Below are 23,190 nucleotides of genomic sequence, written 5' to 3'. Positions count from 1 at the left end.
CATAAATGGAAATTCAAAAAATACCTATTAAGAAAATTAAACACGCCAAATACAATCCCCGGAAAAATCTCAAACCCGGCGATGCCGAGTATGAAAAGCTCAAGCGCTCCATTACAGAGTTCGGCTATGTGGAACCGGTCATTTGGAACCAGCGCACCGGCAACATTGTTGGCGGTCACCAACGTTTTAAGGTGTTAACCCAGCTGGGTGAAAAAGAAGTGGATTGTGTGGTTGTCGATATGGATGATGAAAAAGAAAAGGCTTTAAACGTTGCCCTGAATAAGGTCTCCGGAGATTGGGATATGCCGCTGTTAACAGATCTGCTAAAGGATCTTGATGATAGCGGCTTTGATCTTTCCTTGACTGGTTTTGACATGGCCGAAATCAATGAACTCTTTGGTGAACCGGATGCCCTGGAGGATGACTTTGATCCCGATCAGGCTTTAGATGAGATTACTTCTCCGATGACGCAGCCTGGGGATGTCTGGCTGCTGGGAAAACACCGACTCATCTGTGGGGACTCCACCATCAAAGACGATATGGATATCCTGATGGATGGTCAGCTGGCGGACCTCGTTCTGACCGATCCCCCCTATAACGTCGACTACCAGGGCGGCACTAAGGAAAAACTGAAGATTCAAAATGACAAACTTGGGGATGCAGCCTTCTTGGAGTTTTTAACCGCAGCCTTTACCCGGATGTTTGAACAATCGAAAAAAGGTGCCCCCATCTATGTTTTCCACGCCGACAGTGAAGGTTACAATTTTAGAACAGCCTTTAAAGAAGCTGGCTATGTCCTGCGGCAATGCCTTGTCTGGGTCAAGAATTCCTTGGTCATGGGGCGACAGGATTACCAGTGGCAGCATGAACCGGTCCTTTACGGCTGGAAAGCCGGCGCTGGCCATGCCTGGTATGGCGATCGGAAGCAGACTACTCTAATCCGGTTTGACAAACCGCTCAGGAACGGTGAACACCCTACCATGAAGCCAGTGGGGCTCTGCGGTTACTTTATCGGTAACTCCAGCAAAGAAGGCGACATCGTGTTGGATTCCTTTGGTGGCAGCGGCAGCACCCTGATTGCCTGTGAACAGATGGGACGTGTCTGTTACACCTCAGAATTGGATCCCAAATACTGCGATGTGATTGTCAAACGCTATGCCGAAACCACTGGTACCGAAGATGGGATTTCTGTTGTTCGAAATGGTGCTACGATTCCTTATTCCGACCTTTTAAAAGACGAATAAACAAACTAGTTATGTCAAATACTACTTGCTAATTACTACCTTTTGAGTGATATATAGACACAACAAAACTACATTTAAAGGAGATAAGATCATGAACAAAGGTACATTATTTACAACCGGAAACAAAAAGAAAGTCTACCAGGTTGTCGGCCGCTATGGTAAAGACATTGTCCTTGCGGACACCAGCGAAAATGGCGACGAAGTGCTCATCTACGGTCCCACAGAACTACAAGGACTGATTGATGAAAAGCGCTTTGAGCTGGTTCTCGACGGTAAAAAGAAAAGAGGTGGCAAAAAATGAAACCTCAAAACTTAACAAATGTTGAAAAAGGCGACCGGGTTCAGCTGATTTACATGTATGATCCCTACTCGACGCTTTCTAAAGGGGCCACCGGTACGGTGGACTGTATTGACGCCATCGGCACCATTCACGTTCGCTGGGACTGTGGAAGCCGCTTAGGGTTAATCGCTGGGGTTGATTCCTGGCTGGTGATTGATAGAAACGGTGAAGCCGAAAGGGAAAATGGTGAGCGGCCATGACAATGAATTACCAGTTTACAGACTGTGATCGAAAGACGCTGGTGGCAGCTATTGGCGAAATCCTTCGCATTCAGCCCGTCTACCAAGGGGTACCATCCTTTGCCTACACCATTGGCGGCTTTGAGGTGGATAAGCAAGGAACCCTGATTGTTTCCGAAGCGACTCCTGAAACGGTGGTTGATACCTTACTGGAAAGCCTGAAGTTGAGAGGATTCACTTTTGAACAAGAAGCAAGCCAAACCGAACCCGAAACAGAAACCGAAAACCAAATCCAAACAGAAACTAAAAACGAGGATATCCTCACCATTGAAATGCCCAAGGAAGGCTTCACTGATGAAGCCATGATAAACCTTGAAAACCTAATCAAAAGCAAAGGTGGGCTGATTAAAAAAGCTCTTGGCATTGACGCCCTACCGCTTGAGCAGTCCGAGGAAACCATCTCCTTCCCCTGGTTTAAAGCGGATGTTGAACCCGAAGTCATCAAGGCCTACACTGAGTTCATTGCCGCCATTTGTGAGATGGCCAAAACGCAAAAACGCATCGCCGCTACCGCCAAGGCTGTCGACAATGAAAAGTACGCCTTCCGCTGTTTCCTGTTGCGACTGGGGTTTATCGGGAACGACTACAAAACCACCCGCAAGATTCTGCTGTCGAAGCTGTCAGGCAGTGCGGCTTTTAAAAGTGGTAGAAAAGCAAATGCTGAGTAATTCTTTTGTGTTTCTTGAGAATTGACTTGCTATTAATGTCGTTTAGAGTGATATATGTACATACAAAAGGAACAAATACACTTTAAAGGAGAACAAAATGATGTTAACAGCAAACTTCGGAATCGAGATTGAGTTTACCGGGATTAGCAGAGAAAAGGCTGCTGAGGTGGCCGCCAGCTTCCTGAACGGAACCTACGAAGAAGGTGGCACCTACTACGACACCAAAAAGGTCACCGCCCCGGATGGTCGGGTGTGGAAGTTCATGAGCGACGGCAGCATCAACTGCCAACGCAAATCACGGGGTCGCAGGGTCGCCGCTGGTAGAGACTACAGTGTCGAGCTGGTCAGCCCGATCCTTTCCTACCGGGAAGACATTGGCACCTTGCAGGAGTTGGTACGGCTGCTCAGACGCGCCGGGGCCTTTACTAACAGCTCGTGCGGTATCCACATCCATCTGGATGGCCAAGACCACTCACCCCGCAGCATCCGAAACTTCATCAACATCATCGCCAGCAAGAACGACCTTTTCTACAAAGCCCTGGAGATTGCCCCCCAGCGAATGAGCTACTGTAAGAAGATGGATGGCATCCTGATCGAAAAACTGAAAAAACAAAAGCCCACCACCATGGCAGAACTTGAAGATATCTGGTACGACGGCTACAACGAAAGCCGCCGGATTCACTACCACAACAGCCGCTACCATTTCCTGAACCTGCACAGCTTTTTTACCGGCCACCATACGGTTGAGTTACGGGGCTTCAACAGCATCCTCCACGCCGGAAAAATCAGAAGCTACATTGTTTTGGCCCTGGCCATCAACAACCAGGCCTTAACCCAAAAGTGTGCTTCTTCGAAAAAGCCCCAGGTTGAAAATGAAAAGTTTGCCATGCGCACCTACTTAAACCGCATCGGCTTCATTGGCAGCGAGTTTGCCAACTGCCGCGAGCACTTAACCGCAGCCCTCACCGGTTCGGCAGCATGGCGGTATGGGGTGGCATGAGCTGCCCCCGGTTCAAAAGGAAAAAAGGAGAATGCTCATGAAGACTAAACTGTATCTGGCCTATGGCTCAAACTTAAATCTGGCTCAAATGGCCAAACGCTGCCCCACCGCTCGGGTCGTTGAAGCACTCACCCTTGACGGCTACCAACTGCTGTTTAAAGGCCCCCACGATGGCGCTGTGGCCACTATTGAACCCCAACAAGGCAGCCGGGTACCAGTGCTGGTCTGGGAAATCACCCCGGAAGATGAAGCCGCCCTGGACCATTACGAAGGCTGGCCGATTCTTTATCGCAAAGAAACCATCACCGTCCGCATCGGTAAACGGCTTAGCAAAGCCATGGTTTACCTGATGAACGAGAACCGGCCCTTGGGGCTGCCAAGCTGTTACTATTACAGCGTTATTCTGGAAGGCTACAAAGCCGCCGGGTTTGATGTTGGCATCCTACGGCAGGCAGTTAGCGACTCAACCGAAGCTGCAATTAGATAGTGACATATAAATAATTTAATATGTTTTTAAGGCGATATAACTTGCTATACGTGTCACTTAGAGCTAATATGTACACAACAAAAGCAAAGGAGGCAAACGCCATGAAAAAACAAAACGTTAACGAAAAAGATTACGAGGAACTTTTGAAAATTGCCAAGGAAGCATTCTACAGCATCGAACAAAGAGGGGACCTTGAAACAAGGTACAGCGACCACGAAGATTTCCTAGACATTTCGGTTTGGGGCCTTAAAGAAGTATTGATTCAGGCCTTTGAATACGGAAAGAAACAAGCTTAAAACTTTTGGAAAGGGCTGAAAACCAGCCTTTTTCTCGTAGCGATTATTATTCTTTAAACAAAATGCAAACTTTTTATGCAGCTCTGTAAAGGGGTGCTTTTTTGTTGTCTTTTTTTACCGGCAACGAGGAAAGGAAAAAAATGAATCTTGAAATAGGAACCATGGGTACCGCTGTGGCCCAATTACAGCGGGATTTAAATTTCTGTGCTTATGACGCCGGAACGGTTGATGGCGACTTCGGAAGGAAAACCGAGGATGCGGTACTTGCTCTACAAGCATATCACGGTCTGGAAAAGGATGGCATTTACGGGGATCACTCCGATGCCACCCTAATGGGAGAAATCAGATTGATTCAGGAAGCCCTCATTAAGAACGGCTACCGCCTTACTGTTGATGGTGCTGTCGGTTCAGAAACTTTGGCAGCCATCACAGATTTTCAAAAAAGAAATGGGTTGGCTGTTGATGGGATTGTTGGGAATGAAACGTTAAAAGCTCTGGGCATCGAAATACCACTGGCGGCAAACCAGACCGAAGCGACCACACCCATATCTAAACCAACACCGACAACTCCCCCTAATGGCACGGGCAATGGCCAGCTGGTGTGCATCAACCCCGGGCATGGCGGCTCCGATCCGGGGGCCTGCGGAAACCTGCAGGAAAAGGATATGAATCTGGTGGTGAGTCTGAGACTGGGCCAACTACTTAAGGAACGCGGTTTCAGCGTCGTTTATACACGAACCGATGATCGTTGGATGGCTTTAAGTGACCGTCCGGTCATTGCCAATGAGAACAATGCTGATATTTTTGTCAGCATCCATCACAACGGTTCCGCCAGTCCAGAATCCAGCGGTACCCTGGTCATTTGTTATCCCGGGAGTACCAATGGCTTAAGACTAGCCCAATTGGTACTTAATGGGATGTGCAATCGTATGGGATTAGCCAACCGGGGGATTATCCAGCGCGATGATTCCGACGTCACCTATTCGGACATGCCAGCGATTATCACCGAAGGGCTGTTTGCCTCATCACCCAGCGACTGTCATTTCTTTAATAATGGCGGTGCGGAGCTGGAAGCCCAGGGTATTCTGGAAGGAATCCTGGCCTATTTTAACAGTTAAAAACAGCACCAGTTCTCAGAAAGGAGCGGACGGCCATGCGCTATCTGGACAATTATCAACCAACCCCATTTAAACAAAAGACGTCCATCTTTGATCAAAACCGTGCCGATCTGGCGGTTTCATTTATCAATTGCCTCAAGCATACCAAAGGTCAATGGCATGGCCAGCCCTTTGAACTGATTGACTGGCAGGAGCAGATCATCCGGGATGTTTTCGGCATCCTAAAACCCAACCAGGCCCGGCAATTTAACACCGCCTATATTGAAATAGCCAAAAAACAAGGGAAGAGTGAGCTGGCGGCTGCGGTGGCCTTGCTCTTAACCTGTGGTGACTACGAGCACGGTGGTGAAATCTACGGCTGTGCTTCGGATCGTCAGCAAGCTTCGATTGTGTTTGATGTGGCGGTGGATATGGTTGATCAATGTCCGGCGCTTAAATCCAGAATCAAGCCAATCTTATCCCAAAAGCGACTGGTCTATAAACCGTTGGGTAGCTTCTATCAGGTATTGTCCGCCGAAGCCTACACGAAACACGGACTTAATGTTCATGGCGTGGTCTTTGACGAATTACATGCCCAACCTAATCGAAATCTCTATGACGTCATGCTCCATGGCTCCGGTGATGCTAGAAAGCAACCCCTCTACTTTTTAATCACCACCGCTGGAACGGATCGACATTCCATTTGCTGGGAAGTCCATCAGAAAGCCGAGGATATCTTGGCTGGACGAAAAATTGACCAGACCTTTTATCCGGTTATCTATGGTGCCGGAGAAAACGAGGACTGGACCGACCCGAAGGTCTGGCAAAAGGCCAATCCTTCCATGGGCATCACCGTTGACATTGAAAAAATCCAGGTAGCCTGTGAAAATGCTAAGGAAAACCCGGCTGAAGAGAACCTTTTCCGGCAGTTGCGACTGAATCAATGGGTCAAACAATCCGTCCGGTGGATGCCGATGGAGAAGTGGGATCAGTGTGGTGAGACGATCGATCCTCATGATCTGCTTGGTAGAGAATGTTATGGCGGCCTCGATCTTTCCAGTTCGATTGACATCACCGCCTTTGTCTTGGTCTTTCCACCAAAGTACGATGATGATAAGTATGTCATCATGCCTTTTTTCTGGATCCCAGAAGAAAACATCGAACAGCGCGTCCGGCGGGATCACGTCCCCTATGATGTGTGGGAAAAGCAAAATCATATGCAGACCACTGAAGGAAACGTGGTTCATTACGGATTTATCGAAAACTTCATTGACGAATTGGGCACCAGGTATAACATCCGAGAAATCGCCTTTGACCGCTGGGGTGCTGTTCAGATGGTGCAAAACCTGGAAGGATTAGGCTTTACTGTGGTTCCTTTCGGTCAGGGCTTTAAAGATATGTCGCCACCAACTAAAGAACTGATGAAGCTGACGCTGGAGGAGAAAATCACCCATGGTGGTCATCCAGTGCTCAGATGGATGATGGACAACATCTTTGTCCGGACAGATCCAGCCGGAAATATCAAGCCGGATAAAGAGAAATCGACAGAGCGGATTGATGGAGCCGTGGCCACCATTATGGCACTGGATCGGGCAATTCGCTGCGGTGTGAATATTGGTGGCAGTGTTTATGATGAACGGGGGATATTGATTTTATAATTTCAACAAGGATGAAAGAAGGTTTGTTAATAATATTATAATTGCAAGTTCCTCGAAATTACTATACAATTGAGTTGTAATCTAATTATTTAGGGGGAACTTTAATGAGTAGTAAAAAAATGATCATAGCAAATTTCAATATTGTATTTGGTGATGATGAGGAACCACTGTTAAACTATTTTGATTCAGCAATTTTACCTGCCTTCAAATCAGAATTCAAAAAAAAATCAGGTGATAATGAATACAGTTTTATGAAGGTCGAGATAAAAGAAATTGATGAGGATGGATTAGTTCTAACTGGAATTATTGTCAAGGAAACAACAATTGAAATAAAATCAAAATTTGATGACGAAGGAGTATTAATTGATACTGACGAAAGATATCCGACTGCTCCGTTTTCATTATTTGCTATTCATTTAAAAAATCATAGGATGACTTTAGTAAAAAATCAAAAGGGCAGCCCAGATTTAAAGAGTTTTTCCTCAACATTCAAAAAAGTTCTGAAATTATACATCCGTTCAGAAAACGAAATTAGAAAAGGAAATGATGTTGATTTGATCCCCAGACCTGTAGTCAATATCGTCGGTATTCCAATGAGGGAGTCTATTAAAGAAGCTCTCGGGAAGGTGATGAAGATTAATAAACTCACTCTCAGATTCTATCCTCTAAATGGTGATCTCGATTTTGGACCCTTATTTGATGATTTGATTTCTGATTTAAGGAATAAGGTAGGGAGTAAAACAGGATCAATAATTTTAAATTCTCCAACTTCAATCAATGGTGTAATTGAAGTAATTGAAGCGGCACAAGGGACAATAGATCCATTATTCAATGTAACCTATCCTGATAAATCAAAAGGAACAATAAATAACAATACAATTTCCGAAAACATGGATATCACGCTGGATGATGTAGGAAATATAGCCTCTGAATTAGACCAAGTTGTAGAGAGAACGAAAGACTTTGAAAGCATAGCTTTCATAACCCCTGAAAACCAAGAAATATTTACAAAAAACCGAGCTAAAATTCTTCCGTTTATAAATAAAAAGAGATAAAAACAGAATTTAGTGAAAGTGTGGTGATCTATTCTGGAAAAACAAGTTAATGTAGAAAATGTCAAAAATTTGTTTTTGAAACGCTCTTCAACAGAAATTTGTTTAGATGCAATCAAATTAATACTACCTTTTAAGATTAGTAACAAAAGACTCCTCGCGATTATTGGTACAATGTCGATTCCTTCATTTATAATAGCCTTTTCACCAGAAACTGTTTCTGCATTTGTAAATTCCGTTGAGACGTTTAATACCGTTATTGTCGGAATATTTGGAATAGTGTTCATGGGATATGCTTTTTTTCAAGCACTCATCAATGATGAGCTCCTTATAAGGTTGATAAATACAACAAATGATGATGAGAAGAAAAATGGATCAGGAAAAAGTAAACTTCAAGAAAGTAATGAATATTTTGCAAAAGTTATGATGCTGGATATAATGGCAATAATGATAAATATATTTATCATTATAACTATAGGAAGCCTGAAGAATGATTTCTATTTACCTTTTAATCAATTTTTAAATGAAACAGTAGCATTTTCAGCTATACTAATATATTTTTATTTTGTTGCGAATGTTGTATGGGAAATGAAATGTTTTGTATTTAATCTTTTCCAACTTTTCAATTCTCATGCCGGGACGAAAGCAATAGAATATATTGATAAAGAAAACTAAAAACAAATGTTTACGCATCTCACCCGAGGTGCTTTTTTTACGCCCATTTTTAAGGAGGAACCTATGAGTCGATTAAGAGATCTATTCCATTCTCGAGACAAACCAAAAAACTATCTGGATAATAACCCGTTTAGTTTTTTCTTTGGCGGCACCACCGCCGGAAAAACGGTCAATGAACGAACAGCCATGCAGACCACCGCTGTTTACTCTTGTGTGCGGATCCTGGCCGAAACCATCGCCAGCCTGCCTCTTCATACCTACCAATACACCGATAACGGTAAGGAAAAAGCCGAAGCACACACTTTATACCAGCTCCTTCAGCATGAACCAAACCCGGAGATGACTTCTTTCGTGTTTCGAGAAACACTGATGAGTCATCTTTTGCTTTGGGGCAATGCCTATGCCCAGATTATCCGGGATGGAAGGGGACAGGTGTTGGCGCTTTATCCCTTAATGCCAGACAAAATGACCGTTGATCGAGCTTCAAATAGAGAGCTTTTCTACAAATATCAGAGTGACAAGGGCGAAGTGGTGATGCGCAAAGAAACGGTTCTTCATATTCCAGGTCTTGGTTTTGATGGGCTGATCGGCTATTCACCGATAGCCATGGCCAAAAACGCCATTGGGATGGCCATTGCCACCGAAGAGTATGGCTCCAAGTTTTTTTCCAATGGCGCCAATCCCGGGGGTGTTTTAGAGCACCCCGGTGTAGTTAAAGATCCTAAACGGGTCCGGGAAAGCTGGAACGCGGTCTATCAAGGTAGCAGCAACGCTCATCGGATTGCCGTTTTAGAAGAAGGTATGCGGTTTACTTCCATTGGCATCCCCCCGGAACAGGCCCAGTTTCTGGAAACCCGGAAGTTTCAGATCAATGAAATCGCCCGGATTTTCAGGATCCCACCCCATATGATTGGAGATCTGGAGAAGTCCAGCTTTTCCAACATTGAGCAGCAATCTCTTGAGTTTGTCAAATACACCCTGGATCCCTGGGTCATTCGCTGGGAACAATCGATGCAGAAAGCACTATTCAGTGACAGTGAAAAGCAAAAATATTTTATCCGCTTTTCGGTTGATGGTCTACTGCGTGGCGACTACGCTTCTCGTATGGCAGGCTATGCCACTGGTCGACAAAACGGCTGGCTTTGCGCTAATGATATCCGGGAACTGGAAAACTTAAACCGTATCCCTGAAGAACTGGGTGGAGATTTATTTTTGATAAATGGCGCAATGACAAAACTTCAAGATGCTGGCGCCTTTGCAAATATCAACACGAATGAAAGTGAGGAAACGAATGAAGAAATTTTGGAATTGGATTAAGAACGAAGATGGTTCACGAACCCTTTATCTCAACGGGGCAATTGCGGAGGAAAGCTGGTTCGGTGACGAAATAACCCCCAAGCAGTTTAAATCAGAACTTGTCTCAGGTGAAGGCGACATTGATATCTGGATTAACAGTCCCGGTGGCGATTGTATTGCGGCCAGTCAAATTTATAACATGCTGATGGACTATAAAGGAAACGTCACGGTCAAGATTGATGGGATTGCGGCCAGTGCTGCCTCTGTCATTGCCATGGCCGGAACAACGGTCAAAGTCTCACCGACAAGTTTGATGATGATTCACAACCCCTTGACGGTGGCGATTGGCGACAGCACGGAAATGAAAAAAGCCATTCAAATGCTCGATGAAGTGAAGGAAAGCATTATCAATGCCTATGAGCTTAAAACCGGCCAACCCCGGGCGAAACTGTCAAAGCTGATGGATGGTGAGACTTGGCTTAATGCCAACAAAGCCTTAGAACTGGGCTTTGCTGATGAGATGCTCTTTGATGAGCGAGAAACGTGTGATGGTGCCCAGAACTACAGCTTTTCACGGCAGGCGGTGACCAACTCCCTGCTGGATAAGCTAATCCCTAAGCCAACAACCCCTGTAGGAATACCGGTCGACGTGTTTGAGACACGATTAAATTTGATTAAATAAGTGGAGGAAACGACTATGAATAAAATTTTAGAATTACGAGAAAAACGGGCCAAAGTCTGGGAAGATGCGAAAAAATTCCTGGATGAAAAAAGAAATCAGGATGGTCTGCTTGCAGTTGTCGATATTGAAGTCTATGAAAAAATGGAAGCCGATGTGGTAAATCTGGGAAAAGAGATTGATCGTCTGGAACGTCAACAGACCCTGGATCTGGAGTTTTCAAAACCGATCAATACCCCGATTACCGGAAAACCTGATGGGATGACCGAGTCCAAAAGCGGTCGGGGCAGTGATGAGTATGCCGATTCCTTCTGGAACGCCATGCGCAACAAGTCCCTGAGCTTTGAAATCACCAATGCGCTGCAAATCGGCAGCGACAGCGAAGGTGGCTATCTGGTTCCCGACGAGTTTGAACGGACTCTGGTGGAAGGTCTGGAAGAAGAAAACATCTTTAGAACCATGGCCAAAGTCATTGCGACTTCCAGTGGGGATCGAAAAATCCCAGTTGTAGCCACCAAAGGATCCGCATCATGGATAGAAGAAGAAGGGGCAGCTCCAGAGAGCGATGATTCGTTTGGACAGGTTTCCATCAGTGCTTATAAACTGGGAACCCTGCTTAAAGTATCAGAAGAACTATTAAATGATTCCATTTTTAACCTGGAAGCCTACATTGCCAAGGAATTTGCCCGTCGAATCGGCGCCAAAGAGGAAGAAGCGTTCTTTATTGGTGATGGTATCGGTAAACCAACCGGGATTTTCAACACCACCGGCGGCGCTCAGGATGGGATTACCACAGCCAGTGCTACAGCCATTACGGTAGATGAGATCATGGATCTCTATTATTCTCTTAAATCCCCGTATCGAAAAAACGCTACCTTTGTTCTTAACGATGCCACCGTCAAAGCTATCCGGAAATTAAAAGATGGCAATGGGAACTACATCTGGCAACCATCCATTACCGCTGGAACACCCGATACAATTCTCAATAGTCCGGTTAAAACATCTTCCTATGTTCCAACGATTGCGGCCGGGGCAAAAACTGTTGCTTTTGGAGATTTTAGTTATTACTGGATAGCTGATCGTCAGGGTCGTTCTTTTAAACGCTTAAACGAACTCTATGCCACAACCGGTCAGGTAGGTTTTATGGCCACTCAGCGGGTTGATGGCAAGCTGATCCTGCCAGAAGCCATTAAGACCCTGAAACAAAAAGCGTAGGTAGGACTGTGAGTTATACGACAAAGAATTATACAACTGAGGGCGGCGATAAAACGGTCATTGGCGGCACCCTTGATATTAAAGAGGGTGCTATTTTGTTGGGCCTACCCCAAGCTGGATATCAAGCCGATAGTGCTGCGACAACTGTACCAGGGCTGGTTGCGGATTTTAATTCACTGCTGGCAAAGCTTAAAGCAGCGGGTTTAATGAAGTCAGAATAATCAATCAAAAACATACCAATGAAATGAGGTGGCAGTGATGCAGACGCTCCTGGAAAAAGTCAAAGCCAATCTGATTCTCGAGCATGACCAAGACGATGAGCTCTTACAAAATCTAATCTTTACTGCCACATCTTATGCGGAAAGCTATCAAAAAAAAGAAGATGGTTTTTATTTAAAGCATGATATGCACCCCACCACCGAACAGGCAGTGATTATGCTGTCATCCCATTTCTATGAAAGCCGGGATGGCAGCACCGGGGGCTTTTTTGCCGACAATGTTCAGGCCAGCAATCAGGTCTGGACGGTGGTCAATCGGCTTCTGCAAATGAATAAGGATTTTAAGGTGTGATCATGAGTTTTGGAAAAATGAATACCACGATCGATCTGATCACTACCGAACCGGTTAAAGATGCTGAAGGGTTTGTAAGCACCGGCGATACCATCATCGCTTCAGTACGAGCCTATAAAGAGGATCGCCATGGCAATGAAAGCTGGAAAAACAGAGCGATTTTTATCAAAGCTTCGGCACTTTTTAGATTTAGAGCCATTCCCGGCATTGCTGTTAAAACCAACATGATAATCGCCTGTGATGCCGGACGATATAACATCGTTTCAGTTGAGGATGTGAAAGGTCGAGGGATGTACACCGAAGTGCTCTGTGAAAGGATGGAAACCAGTGGCTAAAATTACGATCAAAATGCCGGACGATTTTCTGCTCAAAATTTCAACCCTTGCTGAAAAGTCCGATGACATCATTCCCAGAGTTTTGGAAGCCGGTGGTGACGTGGTGCTTGAGAAAGTCAAAAGTAATCTCAGTGCTGTCATTGGCAGTGAAACGAAACTTAAGAGTCGCTCAACCGGTGAGTTGGAAGCGGCCCTGGGAGTATCACCCGTTAAAAAAGATAGTGCTGGTAATTACAATCTCAAGATTGGTTTTTCTGAACCCCGATCCGGTGGTAAAAGCAATGCCAAGATCGCCAATATTCTGGAATACGGCAAAAGCGGCCAACTGCCGAAACCGTTTCTCAAACCGGCAAAAGCAAAGTCGCGAAAGGCTTGTGTTGAAGCAATGAAAAACAAACTGGAAAGCGAGATCGAAAGCCTATGAACAGTTTAATCGAACTCAATCAGATCATTAGTGGGTTGAATGTTTCCGTTGAAACCGGAAAATTCTCTGAAGAACCTGCCTATGAATACATGGTGATTACCCCGCTGACCGATACCTTTGCACTCTATGGCGACGATCTGCCCCTCCGCACAATCGAGGAGGTTCGGATTTCGATCTTTTGTAAGAATAATTACATTGCTTTAAAAAACCGTGTTACAAGCGCCTTAATTAAAGGCGGGTTTGTCATCACCGATCGGCGCTACGTCGGTCATGAAGACGACACCGGCTATTACCATTATGCCATCGATGTGGCAAAAGACTATGAAGTGGAGGAAGTATAAAAATGGCACAAATAGGACTTAAATATCTCATCTGTTCAAAACTGACAGAAACCGAAACCGACACCAGCTACGCAGAAGGCCGAATCATGGCCTACGCGATCAAAGCTGATATGAATATCGAGGTCAATGAAGGGGTGCTGCGGGGCGATGACCGGATCATTGAAAATGTCAAAGAGTTTAAATCCGGGAAGCTGACCCTTAATGGGGATCATCTGGACTATGAAACCCGAGCCTTAATTCTTGGGCATACCCTGACTACCATTGATCCTGGAACCAATAAGAAAATGACTGCCAAAGGTTCGGATGATGGTGCTTTTGTGGGAGTCGGCTTTTATGCCACCAGTATTAAAAATAACATCCGTGGTTTTCGAGCCATCTGGCTCACCAAGGTAAAATTTGGTGTCCCATCTGAAAGTATGGAAACTCGAGGGGAAGCCATAAATTTTCAGACCCCAACCATTGAAGGCACCATCCTCACCGATGTGCTGGATGTCTGGAAAGAAGAAGCGACTTTTCCGACCGAAGCTGAAGCAAAGACCTGGTTAAATACCATGGCCAGTATTGGAGGTACCCCATGATGATGGATACTGATCGAATGGCTGTGGTTACAATCGGTGGCGTGGAGTATCAGCTTATTTTTACCACCAAAGCCACCAAGGAAATTGCGAAGCGTTATGGCGGGCTTGCCAACCTGGGTGAAACGCTAATGAAGAATGAAAACTTTGAAATGGCCTTGGATGAGGTGACCTGGCTGATTGCTCTGCTGGCCAACCAAAGCATCCTAATTCATAATCTTCAGAATGAAGAAAAGAAACCGCTACTAACCGAAGAAGCCGTCGAGCTTTTAACGACCCCGATGGAACTGGCAGATTATAAGAATGCCATCACCGAAGCCATGGTAAGTGGCACCAGGCGTCATCTCGAAAGCGAGGATAATACCTCTGAGGGTGAACCACTAAAAAACTTGAAAGTCGAGTAGATGATGAAGCATTGTTTACTCGGCTTTTATATTATGGAACCGTTCATTTGAACCGAACAGAAGATCAGGTCTGGCTTATGCCACTGGGTCAGCTACTTGATCTTTGGACTTGTCATAAGCAGTTCTTGGGGGTGGAAAAACCGAAACGGGAATGGACCATCGATGATATTTTTCCGCTATGAGTTTTTGTTTCAAATATATTGCACATAATTAGAATTAGTGATAGAGTTAATTAAAACTTTGAGGAGGTATGTTAATTATGTTTAGCAATTGTGGTGGAAAAATTAAAAATTTAGCTAAAATAATATTTTGGTTTGGATTAATTGTTGGGGTATTATGGTTGATTGTTTCACTTGCTCAATACGCAAATGGTCGAGAATATTTAGAGTATTCATCTGCATATGGCGGATCATCATCGTATTCGATTCTACAGGAATCTGGAGATAGAGCCTATACTGGATTAGTTGGTATTTATTACTCAATTATTCTATTAGCAAGCAGTATTGTAACTTCATGGCCGTTGTATGGGTTTGGAATAATTGTAGCACACTTCGAAAATGATTCAGAAAACAGTGGGCTTGAAGCTGATACAAATAATCAAATTGAAGAAACTATCAGCACTGAAGAAATCACACATGCCGAAGAAGCAAAAAACGAACATTTATAATTCTTATTGAAAATATTAAAATAACTCAAGACATTCTCAACAGAGTGTCTTTTTTCATGCCTAAAAACAGGAGGTGATGCAGTATGGCAGATAATTTTGGCTTAAAAATCGGGGTTGAAGGCGAAAAAGAATTTAAGAACGCCCTTCGCGATATCAATCAATCCTTTAAGGTACTGGGCAGCGAAATGAAGCTGGTCGAGTCCCAGTTTGACAGACAGGATAAAAGTATCGAAGCAGTCACCGCCCGGAATCAATTACTGAACAAAGAAATGGATGCCCAGAAGGATAAGATCAAAGCCCTGGAAAAAGCTCTCGACAATGCCGCCACCTCCTTTGGCGAGAATGATCGGCGCACTCAAAACTGGGTGATCCAGCTGAACAACGCCAAGGCACACCTCAATGGGCTGGAGCATGAAATCAAACAAAATGAAAAAGCCCTGACCGAAATCGCTGATGAGTTTGATGATGCCGAAAAACAGGCTGAGCAGTTTGGCAAGTCACTCCATGATACTTCGAGTAAAGCAGAAAACTCTGGCGGTAAATTTAGTGCTTTAGGCGGGACCTTAAAAGGCATTGGGATCGCCATGGGTACCGCCTTTGTCGCGGTAGGTACCGCAGCCGTTTCCTCGGCCAAATCTTTAACTGATATGACGGTGGGTGCCGCCGCCTATGCCGATGAAATCCTGACAACGGCTACAGTAGCCGGGGTATCGGCTGAAAGCCTGCAAGCTTACAAATATGCCGCAGAGCTGGTGGATATCTCCATGGAAACACTCACTGGCTCGATGGCCAAACAGATCCGATCGATGTCTTCAGCCCGAGATGGCTCAGCCGATATGATTGAAGCCTATGGGCGTTTAGGAGTTGCCGTTTCCAATGCCGATGGGTCGCTGCGAAACGGTGAAGATGTTTATTGGGAAACGATCGATGCCCTGGGCAGAATGGAAGAAGGCGCCGAGCGGGATGCCCTGGCGATGCAGATCTTCGGGAAATCGGCTCAGGATCTCAATCCGCTGATTGCTCAGGGATCAGCAGGAATTGCTGAGCTCACCGATGAAGCCAAACGTATGGGCGCTGTGCTCAGTGATGAAACCCTGGCCCAGCTGGGGAAATTTGACGACAGCGTCCAGCGCTTAAAATCCGGCAGCGATGCTGCTAAAAATGCCCTTGGTACGGTACTGCTACCCCAGCTTCAGATCCTGGCCGATGAGGGCGTTTCTCTGATGGGTGATTTTACCAAAGGGTTACAAGATGCTGGCGGCGACTTTACCAAAATATCCCAGGTCATTGGCAGTACCGTTGGCGGGATTGCCGATATGGTGCTCAGTAACATGCCAGCCGTGGTTCAGGTGGGGATGGATATCGTTGGAGCTGTCGGCAGTTCACTGCTCGAAAATCTGCCGATGCTGATTGATACTGCCAATCAATTGATCTTCACCCTTCTGGAAGGTTTGATTTCGGCCTTACCCCAATTAACCGATGGCGCCCTGCAGCTGGTGCTGGCTCTCACTCAGGGGATTCTGGATAATCTTCCGGCAATATTAGAAAGCGCCATGGTGATGGTAGCCACCCTGATTACCGGGATAGCTGAGGCGCTGCCCGAGCTGGTGCCCAAGATCGTCGAGTGTGTCATCCTGATGGCCCAAACCCTGATGGACAATGCCGGTCTTTTAATTGAAGCGGCCTTAGCCTTAATCACAGGCTTAGCCCAAGGTCTGATTAATGCCTTACCTGTTTTCATTGAAGCCCTGCCGCAGCTGATCAATTCGTTTATCAACTACTTTGTCAACAACCTGCCCTTAATCATTGAAACCGGGATCAACTTAATCATATCCCTGGTCACCGGACTGATTGCCGCCATTCCCACACTGATTGCAGCGTTGCCAGAGATTATTATTGCTTTGGTCAGCGGTTTAGGACAGGCAGCTGAGGCGATTTATGACGTGGGGATCAACATCGTCAAAGGCTTATGGGACGGGATCATGTCCATGGGACAGTGGCTTTCAGATAAGGTCACCGGTTTCTTTGGTGGCGTTACGGACGGTGTCAGAAATCTCTTAGGGATGCACTCACCATCGACCGTGTATGCGGATATTGGAGAAAACATGGGTGCTGGCGTCGGGATTGGTTTTGTCAGAAAAATGGCGACGGTCACCCGGGATATGCTCGGTGCCATTCCGACCACCCTGGATGTGAATACCCAATCAAATGGGTTAACCGGGAGAACTTCAGCAGGAAATAGTTCAACCGGTATGTTGGATGGTGGCAGTGCCGCACCGATTTATATCTACACCACCGTCGAGCTGGATAAAAAAGCCGTGGGTCATTCGATCACCCCGATTGTTTCACGAGATCTGGCCTTTAGCTTACGAGGAGGTAAAATCTAATGGCAGTATGCGACATTAACAATAGCAGTGGACCGGTAGTATTATCAACCTTCAAAGCGACCTATGCCAATAGTCTTTATACGCCGGGTGATTACAGCCCATCCTATTTCTGGCCGGAAAATGCTGCGAAGCCGATTTATTTTAAAACCAAAGAACGATTCAGCAAGCTGGCTGTGGAATGCTATTTTAAAAATGGCAAGCTCACCGATATTGAAGCGTTAAAAAAAGCCCTGAAAAAATGTGTGGTGACCATTAACAATCGCTTTATTGAAGGCCAAAGCTTTGACTGTATGCTAGTGAGCACCCAGATCAATCAAATCTCAAGCCGCCATTACAGTGCTGTTTTTGTTTTTGACTGTGTGATTCTAGCCACAGGATAGAAAAAGGTGAAATGATGATATTAAGCTTACTTAACCAAAACAAAACATTTATTGGTGAACTGGATCATATGGATAATTGCTATGTTACGGAACTGCTGGAAACCGGTGAAGACACCCTATCTTTTGAAATCTATGTCAAACACCCGCTGTATAAAGATCTGGTCGAAGAAAACCTGATTTTGACCGATCATAATCGATACGTCATAAAAAGCATTGATGAACGGGGCCAAACCACCATCATTGGGTGTGTTTTGGACTTATCGGACTTTATGGTGGCGGGGTATCATTTGTTCTTAGCCCCAGATATCAATTTATCTGCATTTTTAAATCAAGTGCTTTCGGGGACTGGCTGGTCTTTTACTGGTGCTGAGAACACCACTTCTGCAAAGACAGTATCCCTAGAATCTGGAAATACTCTGGATTTGCTGCGCCTGGCTGAAAAAGCATTCGGGGTGATTTTTCGCTATGATTGTATCGGAAAGATTATCCGCGTCACCACCACCCAAGGTTACACCAACAAAGGCGTTCATTTTTCCGATGAGCTTAATATCAGAGAATGCGAGCTCCGGGGCGACAGCTTTGATCTGGTCACCCGGCTGTATGCCTTTGGCAAAGATGGGCTTTCCTTTGAAGACATCAATGGTGGTAAAGCCTATGTCGAAAATTTTCAATATACCAATAAGGTCATCACCCAGGTCTGGGTCGATGAACGCTATGAGCTAAAAGAAGAACTGCTGGCGGCGGCTCAGAAAAAAGTGACAGGGTTATCGATCCCCAATCGGGTCTATACCGCTTCGGTGGTGGATCTGGCTAGTCTGTTACCGGATGACTATGGAAACCTGGCCATTGCCATTGGCGATAAGGTCACGCTGATTGACCGCATCCGCGGGATTGAAGTGGAACATCAGATTGTCAAACTGGTCAGCTATCCCGACACCCCAGAAAAGAATGTTGCTGAATTGGGACGAGTCTCTACCGATTTTGAATCCACCATTACCAAACTTAAAACCGAGGATATCAAAGAAGCAATCGTTAAAACTGTCCCACCAGCTGTCAATGACTACATGAATGAATACTTTGGTGGTCAAAAATGGGTGTGTGTTGAAGCCTATCCGGAGGAAATGGATCAAGGCACCCTGTACTTAAAATACGTTTCCGGATAAATGAGGTAAGCGATGGGAATTAAATTTAACGGCCGTGAGATTGAAAGCCTCAAAGCAAATGGACTGACGATTATCGAAGCAGTGATAAATGACCGAGTGGTTTGGCCGGAAGAAAGCGATTTTCATTGGCAGCCCAACCCCGATATGGTCTGGGCTAAAAGCCAATGGGAAGCCTTAGCACAAGGGCGAATCGGCTATCTACGGATGCACTATGCCAAAGATCTGGTTAATGATTTCTTTTATGAAGAAGGCACCGTTGTCACCTCTGATGGACAAACCTATCATAATTCAGCTGCAGAAGGGGTTGAACACATCTGGGATTATTCCAATAGCCGAGTCAGTGAAGTGCACCCGACCACCAAGGTCGTCTGGACCATGTATTTCCCCAATAATCAAGGGGTTTATCCTGCTACCATTGAATATGGCGAGACCTATTTCTGCTTTGATGGTGTCAGTGCAGATTGGTATCCCTGTCTTTGGACAGATATCGCCTACTTTGATCTGTTAAACCAGGCATCCGTTTTTATTGACGATAGCAGTGTGGCGCTTTATCTCGGATTTTTTAATGAATGCCGAAAGCTCCAGGCTGTCCCTAAAGAATTCACAATGAAACTTAGCGCCTACCGCTTGCAGGGGATTTTTGGCGGCTGTGCTGCGTTAGTGTCGGTGCCATATTTGGATATGACCAACGCCATATATGGAATGGGAATGTTTGAGGGCCGAACCAATCTTAAAGAGTTGAAATTGGTCAATGTCAATATTTCCATTGACCTATCGCCCTGCATCAATCTAACCAAGAGCAGTCTGAGAAATGTACTGGCGGGGCTGACCAATCGTACGGGTCAAGATAAGCTGGCCATTGGTTTGGGCGCCGCCAATATCGCTAAGCTTTCTCAAAGCGAACTGAGTGTGGCACTGAATAAAAATTGGGACGTGGTTGAGACCATCACCAACTGGCCGGATTATTCGGAGGAGGAGTAAAGTTTGGAAGGAGATTTTATGCGAAATTTTAGGGTTGCCATCAAAGAGAAGCAGCTTTTTTATGATGAGATGATCGTCAGTCAATATGATCATTTGGTTCAGTGTTTGGTATTTGAGATTCCTAGAATGAATGATGGCCTCAACGTGGCCGATTTTAATATTCATATCGAAACCGAGCTTGGTCGTTTGACGGATCGGATTCTGATGATACCGGTAATCGATGGTGATTTCGTTCGTTTTATCTGGATTCTGACCGCTACGACAACCCAGGCTGCCGGGCTGTTGGCTTTCGAAGTGCAGTTGGATGGTAAATCAGATCCCAGCATCCCGGTCTGGCAAAGTGAAAAAGGGTTGATCCGCATCAACCAATCGATTAAGGCTGATACACCCCAACCGCCCATCGAACCGTCACTCCTTTTGCAATGGGAGCAGCAAATGATAAAACTGGGTGAAGACGCCCAATCGATAATGGAAAAAGCCGATCATGCCAGCAGTGAAGCACTAATCGTTGTGGAGCGCGCCAATGCTGGTGAGTTTATTGGTGCAAGAGGCGATCCCGGCATTCCGGGTGAAGCTGGGCCGCAAGGTCCGCCCGGCATTCAAGGACCAAAAGGCGATCAAGGCGCTATTGGACTTCAAGGTCCAGCCGGGGTAAAAGGTGAACCCGGATTGCAAGGGCTCCAGGGACCACCCGGTGAGACTGGACCACAGGGCGTTCAGGGCATTCCGGGAATTCAAGGACCAAAAGGAGATCAGGGCGAGATTGGTATTCAAGGTCCGGCTGGTGAAAAAGGTGACCCTGGGTTACAAGGCCCTCAAGGGCTACCGGGAGAAAATGGTGCTCAAGGAGAACCCGGATTGCAAGGGCCGAAAGGCGATCCCGGCATTGACGGACAACCAGGAGAACAAGGCCCAAAGGGCGATAAAGGCGATCCTGGAATCCAAGGTCTGCCCGGCGCAAAAGGAGATCAAGGACTTCAAGGGCTGCCGGGTCTCACCGGTGAAACTGGTCCTCAAGGCGAGCCAGGGATCCAAGGCCCGAAAGGTGACCAAGGCCCGCCCGGTGCTAAAGGAGATCAAGGGATTCAAGGCTTGCAGGGCTTGACAGGCGAAACGGGACCTCAGGGTGAGCAAGGTGTTCAAGGTCCCAAGGGTGATAAAGGTGAACCAGGGATTCAAGGACTCCAGGGCTTAACCGGCGAAACAGGACCACAAGGTGATCCTGGAATTCAAGGACTGCAGGGTCTAACGGGAGAAACAGGTCATCAAGGCCCGAAAGGTGACCAGGGTGTTGAGGGAATCCAAGGTCTGCCCGGCGCAAAAGGGGATCAAGGGATCCAAGGACTGCAGGGTTTGACCGGTGAAGCTGGACCTCAAGGGGAACCAGGCATTCAAGGACCCAAAGGCGATCCGGGTGATCCCGGAATTCAAGGACCGATTGGCGAGCAAGGGATTCAAGGTATTCCAGGTGAAAAGGGCGCTACTGGTGATGTAGGTCCAATTGGACCAGCGGGTGCTGCCGGTTATTCACCGGTAAAGGGCGTGGACTATTTCACTGCAGCCGATCAAGCCGCCTGGTTTAATCCTTTAGGGACACGGCTGGACGCAGCTGAATCTGCTATTACATCTATCACAACCCAACTTGGCACCCTCAATGATCAATTGGAAGGAGCGTTAAATGGCAACTAAAACCTTAAGTGAAAATATTCAAACGGCCATCACTGATCTTTCCAATATTAAAACCGCACTGGTCGGTAAAGGTGTCGCTATTCCATCCGGGACCCCCACTAATAGCTATTCAGGACTGATTGATGGTCTGCTGATTGGCACCCCGGCCAGTGCGGAGTTTAATATTCATTTTGGGGATGTCGCTCCAGAAGATACCACAAAGCTATGGGTCAAAACCACTCAGGTAGCCAATATCAAACTGGACTGTGAAATTTCCAGTGTCCTCAATTCAACTACCCGGGTGAATGATATCCTTGATGCTTCCACCAATGAAATTGTCAGTGGTGTCGGGGGTTGTGCTGAGCGGGTTGGTAATCTGGTTTATCTCTTAGGGGGTTATACCATGAGTCCTAAGATCCTGACTTATAACCTGGATACCCTCGTAACCGTATCAACGGGGGTGGCGATGCCATCCAATTACTTTAGATATGCAGCTACGGGGCTGGTTGGCGATTTCATCTATTTATTGGGCGGACTAAAGTATTCAACCATGTCACTGGACATATACAAATATGATATCCTTGAAAAAACGATGACAAAGCTAGCGGTTGCCATTACTAATGATGGCAATCATGGCTGGCAGTCATTTGCCTATGCGACAGTTGGAACCCGGATCTATCTATTTGGCGGCTATAATTCAACCAGTTTTTCAAACTCCAATATTGTCACAAAAGCGTATTACTTTGATACGGTATCACAGACATTTACCATGATTACGGCACCAACTAATCATTATATTGAAGCAGGTACCGCGGTTATTGGTACGGATATATACCTGATCGGTGGTCGAAATTCAAGTGGTACTTCAACAAATAGGATTACTAAATATGATACCCTTCTCGATACCTATACGATCGTGGCATATTTACCAGCAGCATATACAAGGTGTCGAGCCGCCGTTGTTGGTACGGATATTTATATTTATTGGGACAAAAATATTTTTAAGCTGGATTCCCTGACAAATACTCTTTCAACGGTTTCAAGCGGTCTGGCTTGGGGTTTTACTGAAGGTAGTATTGTTTCTCATGGAACCAACATCTTCTATTTTTGCGGCAGTAGTTTAGCAAATGCTGCATTTATAACAACCACTGAGGTCGCCCTGGAATCGAACCATCTGCTGATTTCCAGTCTCACATCAGGTCATCGGATTGCACTCTTTAACCAGAATGGCATTGACATAAAACTGCCAGTATCAAATGTGTTTAAAGGCGATGCCAACAACAAAGCGCAAAAGGTCGAAGCCTACTATTATAATAACGCTCAGTGGAATCTGATCTAAAACAATTGTA

The 23,190-nt window shown here is 45.8% G+C and carries 28 protein-coding genes; all 28 read left to right on the top strand.

Annotated elements, in window-relative coordinates; genetic code table 11:
- Positions 1-5 precede the first annotated feature (5 nt).
- The 28 genes from ACWI_RS16945 (at position 6) to ACWI_RS16810 (ending at position 23,180) form a co-directional block, all read left to right on the top strand.
- Positions 6-1,244 carry a site-specific DNA-methyltransferase gene (locus ACWI_RS16945; RefSeq protein WP_070372630.1) on the top strand — a complete coding sequence of 413 codons (1,239 nt, stop codon included), beginning with the start codon at positions 6-8 and terminating at the stop codon, positions 1,242-1,244.
- A gap of 91 nt (positions 1,245-1,335) precedes the next feature.
- Complete coding sequence (locus tag ACWI_RS16940) at positions 1,336-1,545, top strand: hypothetical protein (RefSeq protein WP_070372629.1); 210 nt, start codon at positions 1,336-1,338, stop codon at positions 1,543-1,545.
- Complete coding sequence (locus ACWI_RS16935) at positions 1,542-1,784, top strand: DUF4314 domain-containing protein (protein WP_070372628.1); 243 nt, start codon at positions 1,542-1,544, stop codon at positions 1,782-1,784. Before ACWI_RS16940 ends, ACWI_RS16935 begins: the two co-directional genes overlap by 4 nt.
- The gene (locus ACWI_RS16930; RefSeq protein ID WP_070372627.1) at positions 1,781-2,491 is read left to right on the top strand and encodes a virulence protein; all 711 of its coding nucleotides are present in this window, start codon (positions 1,781-1,783) and stop codon (positions 2,489-2,491) included. Before ACWI_RS16935 ends, ACWI_RS16930 begins: the two co-directional genes overlap by 4 nt.
- Positions 2,492-2,588: 97 nt before the next feature.
- Entirely contained in the window at positions 2,589-3,491 is a 903-nt protein-coding gene (locus ACWI_RS16925) for an amidoligase family protein (protein WP_479714951.1), read from the top strand.
- Positions 3,492-3,528: 37 nt separating this feature from the next.
- Positions 3,529-3,978, top strand: coding sequence for a gamma-glutamylcyclotransferase family protein (locus ACWI_RS16920; protein ID WP_070372626.1), 450 nt, complete (start codon positions 3,529-3,531; stop codon positions 3,976-3,978).
- A 101-nt stretch (positions 3,979-4,079) separates the two neighbouring features.
- On the top strand, positions 4,080-4,274 hold the full coding sequence (locus ACWI_RS16915; protein WP_139142406.1) for a DUF6900 domain-containing protein: 195 nt from the start codon (positions 4,080-4,082) through the stop codon (positions 4,272-4,274).
- Positions 4,275-4,414: 140 nt separating this feature from the next.
- On the top strand, positions 4,415-5,392 hold the full coding sequence (locus ACWI_RS18670) for an N-acetylmuramoyl-L-alanine amidase (protein ID WP_084633794.1): 978 nt from the start codon (positions 4,415-4,417) through the stop codon (positions 5,390-5,392).
- A gap of 35 nt (positions 5,393-5,427) precedes the next feature.
- A complete protein-coding gene (locus tag ACWI_RS16905; RefSeq protein WP_070372624.1) occupies positions 5,428-7,029 on the top strand; it encodes a terminase large subunit in 1,602 nt (533 codons plus the stop codon).
- A gap of 104 nt (positions 7,030-7,133) precedes the next feature.
- Positions 7,134-8,084, top strand: a complete 951-nt coding sequence (locus ACWI_RS16900; RefSeq protein WP_070372623.1) for a hypothetical protein — start codon at positions 7,134-7,136, stop codon at positions 8,082-8,084.
- A 282-nt stretch (positions 8,085-8,366) separates the two neighbouring features.
- Positions 8,367-8,756, top strand: a complete 390-nt coding sequence (locus ACWI_RS18860; protein ID WP_139142405.1) for a hypothetical protein — start codon at positions 8,367-8,369, stop codon at positions 8,754-8,756.
- 63 nt (positions 8,757-8,819) lie between these two features.
- Positions 8,820-10,073 carry a phage portal protein gene (locus tag ACWI_RS16890; protein WP_070372621.1) on the top strand — a complete coding sequence of 418 codons (1,254 nt, stop codon included), beginning with the start codon at positions 8,820-8,822 and terminating at the stop codon, positions 10,071-10,073.
- Positions 10,048-10,734: a head maturation protease, ClpP-related gene (locus ACWI_RS16885; RefSeq protein ID WP_070372620.1), complete on the top strand. Its 687-nt coding sequence runs from the start codon at positions 10,048-10,050 to the stop codon at positions 10,732-10,734. Before ACWI_RS16890 ends, ACWI_RS16885 begins: the two co-directional genes overlap by 26 nt.
- A 15-nt stretch (positions 10,735-10,749) precedes the next feature.
- The gene (locus tag ACWI_RS16880) at positions 10,750-11,946 is read left to right on the top strand and encodes a phage major capsid protein (protein WP_070372619.1); all 1,197 of its coding nucleotides are present in this window, start codon (positions 10,750-10,752) and stop codon (positions 11,944-11,946) included.
- An 8-nt stretch (positions 11,947-11,954) separates the two neighbouring features.
- Positions 11,955-12,167 (top strand): Head fiber protein, encoded by a 213-nt coding sequence (locus ACWI_RS16875; protein ID WP_070372618.1) that lies wholly within the window; start codon positions 11,955-11,957, stop codon positions 12,165-12,167.
- A gap of 37 nt (positions 12,168-12,204) precedes the next feature.
- Positions 12,205-12,516, top strand: coding sequence for a head-tail connector protein (locus ACWI_RS16870; protein ID WP_070372617.1), 312 nt, complete (start codon positions 12,205-12,207; stop codon positions 12,514-12,516).
- A gap of 2 nt (positions 12,517-12,518) precedes the next feature.
- Positions 12,519-12,851: a head-tail adaptor protein gene (locus ACWI_RS16865; RefSeq protein ID WP_070372616.1), complete on the top strand. Its 333-nt coding sequence runs from the start codon at positions 12,519-12,521 to the stop codon at positions 12,849-12,851.
- Positions 12,844-13,275, top strand: coding sequence for an HK97 gp10 family phage protein (locus ACWI_RS16860; RefSeq protein WP_070372615.1), 432 nt, complete (start codon positions 12,844-12,846; stop codon positions 13,273-13,275). Before ACWI_RS16865 ends, ACWI_RS16860 begins: the two co-directional genes overlap by 8 nt.
- A complete protein-coding gene (locus tag ACWI_RS16855) occupies positions 13,272-13,616 on the top strand; it encodes a hypothetical protein (protein WP_070372614.1) in 345 nt (114 codons plus the stop codon). Before ACWI_RS16860 ends, ACWI_RS16855 begins: the two co-directional genes overlap by 4 nt.
- Positions 13,617-13,618: 2 nt before the next feature.
- Complete coding sequence (locus ACWI_RS16850) at positions 13,619-14,194, top strand: major tail protein (protein WP_070372613.1); 576 nt, start codon at positions 13,619-13,621, stop codon at positions 14,192-14,194.
- Between the two features lie 2 nt (positions 14,195-14,196).
- On the top strand, positions 14,197-14,595 hold the full coding sequence (locus ACWI_RS16845) for a hypothetical protein (RefSeq protein ID WP_479714952.1): 399 nt from the start codon (positions 14,197-14,199) through the stop codon (positions 14,593-14,595).
- A gap of 259 nt (positions 14,596-14,854) precedes the next feature.
- Positions 14,855-15,262, top strand: a complete 408-nt coding sequence (locus ACWI_RS16840; protein ID WP_070372612.1) for a hypothetical protein — start codon at positions 14,855-14,857, stop codon at positions 15,260-15,262.
- An 83-nt stretch (positions 15,263-15,345) separates the two neighbouring features.
- Complete coding sequence (locus ACWI_RS16835) at positions 15,346-17,649, top strand: phage tail protein (RefSeq protein WP_070372611.1); 2,304 nt, start codon at positions 15,346-15,348, stop codon at positions 17,647-17,649.
- Positions 17,649-18,029 (top strand): hypothetical protein, encoded by a 381-nt coding sequence (locus tag ACWI_RS16830; RefSeq protein WP_070372610.1) that lies wholly within the window; start codon positions 17,649-17,651, stop codon positions 18,027-18,029. Before ACWI_RS16835 ends, ACWI_RS16830 begins: the two co-directional genes overlap by 1 nt.
- Positions 18,030-18,040: 11 nt before the next feature.
- On the top strand, positions 18,041-19,192 hold the full coding sequence (locus ACWI_RS16825) for a phage tail protein (protein WP_084633791.1): 1,152 nt from the start codon (positions 18,041-18,043) through the stop codon (positions 19,190-19,192).
- A gap of 12 nt (positions 19,193-19,204) precedes the next feature.
- Positions 19,205-20,173, top strand: coding sequence for a hypothetical protein (locus ACWI_RS16820; protein WP_070372608.1), 969 nt, complete (start codon positions 19,205-19,207; stop codon positions 20,171-20,173).
- Between the two features lie 3 nt (positions 20,174-20,176).
- The gene (locus tag ACWI_RS16815) at positions 20,177-21,862 is read left to right on the top strand and encodes a hypothetical protein (RefSeq protein ID WP_070372607.1); all 1,686 of its coding nucleotides are present in this window, start codon (positions 20,177-20,179) and stop codon (positions 21,860-21,862) included.
- Positions 21,852-23,180, top strand: a complete 1,329-nt coding sequence (locus ACWI_RS16810; RefSeq protein WP_070372606.1) for a Kelch repeat-containing protein — start codon at positions 21,852-21,854, stop codon at positions 23,178-23,180. Before ACWI_RS16815 ends, ACWI_RS16810 begins: the two co-directional genes overlap by 11 nt.
- The last annotated feature ends 10 nt before the right edge of the window (positions 23,181-23,190 follow it).

The organism is Acetobacterium wieringae, assembly GCF_001766835.1.
Taxonomy (GTDB): domain Bacteria; phylum Bacillota; class Clostridia; order Eubacteriales; family Eubacteriaceae; genus Acetobacterium; species Acetobacterium wieringae.
Note: the sequence above shows the minus strand (reverse complement) of the source record. Positions and strands in the feature narration are given on the sequence as shown.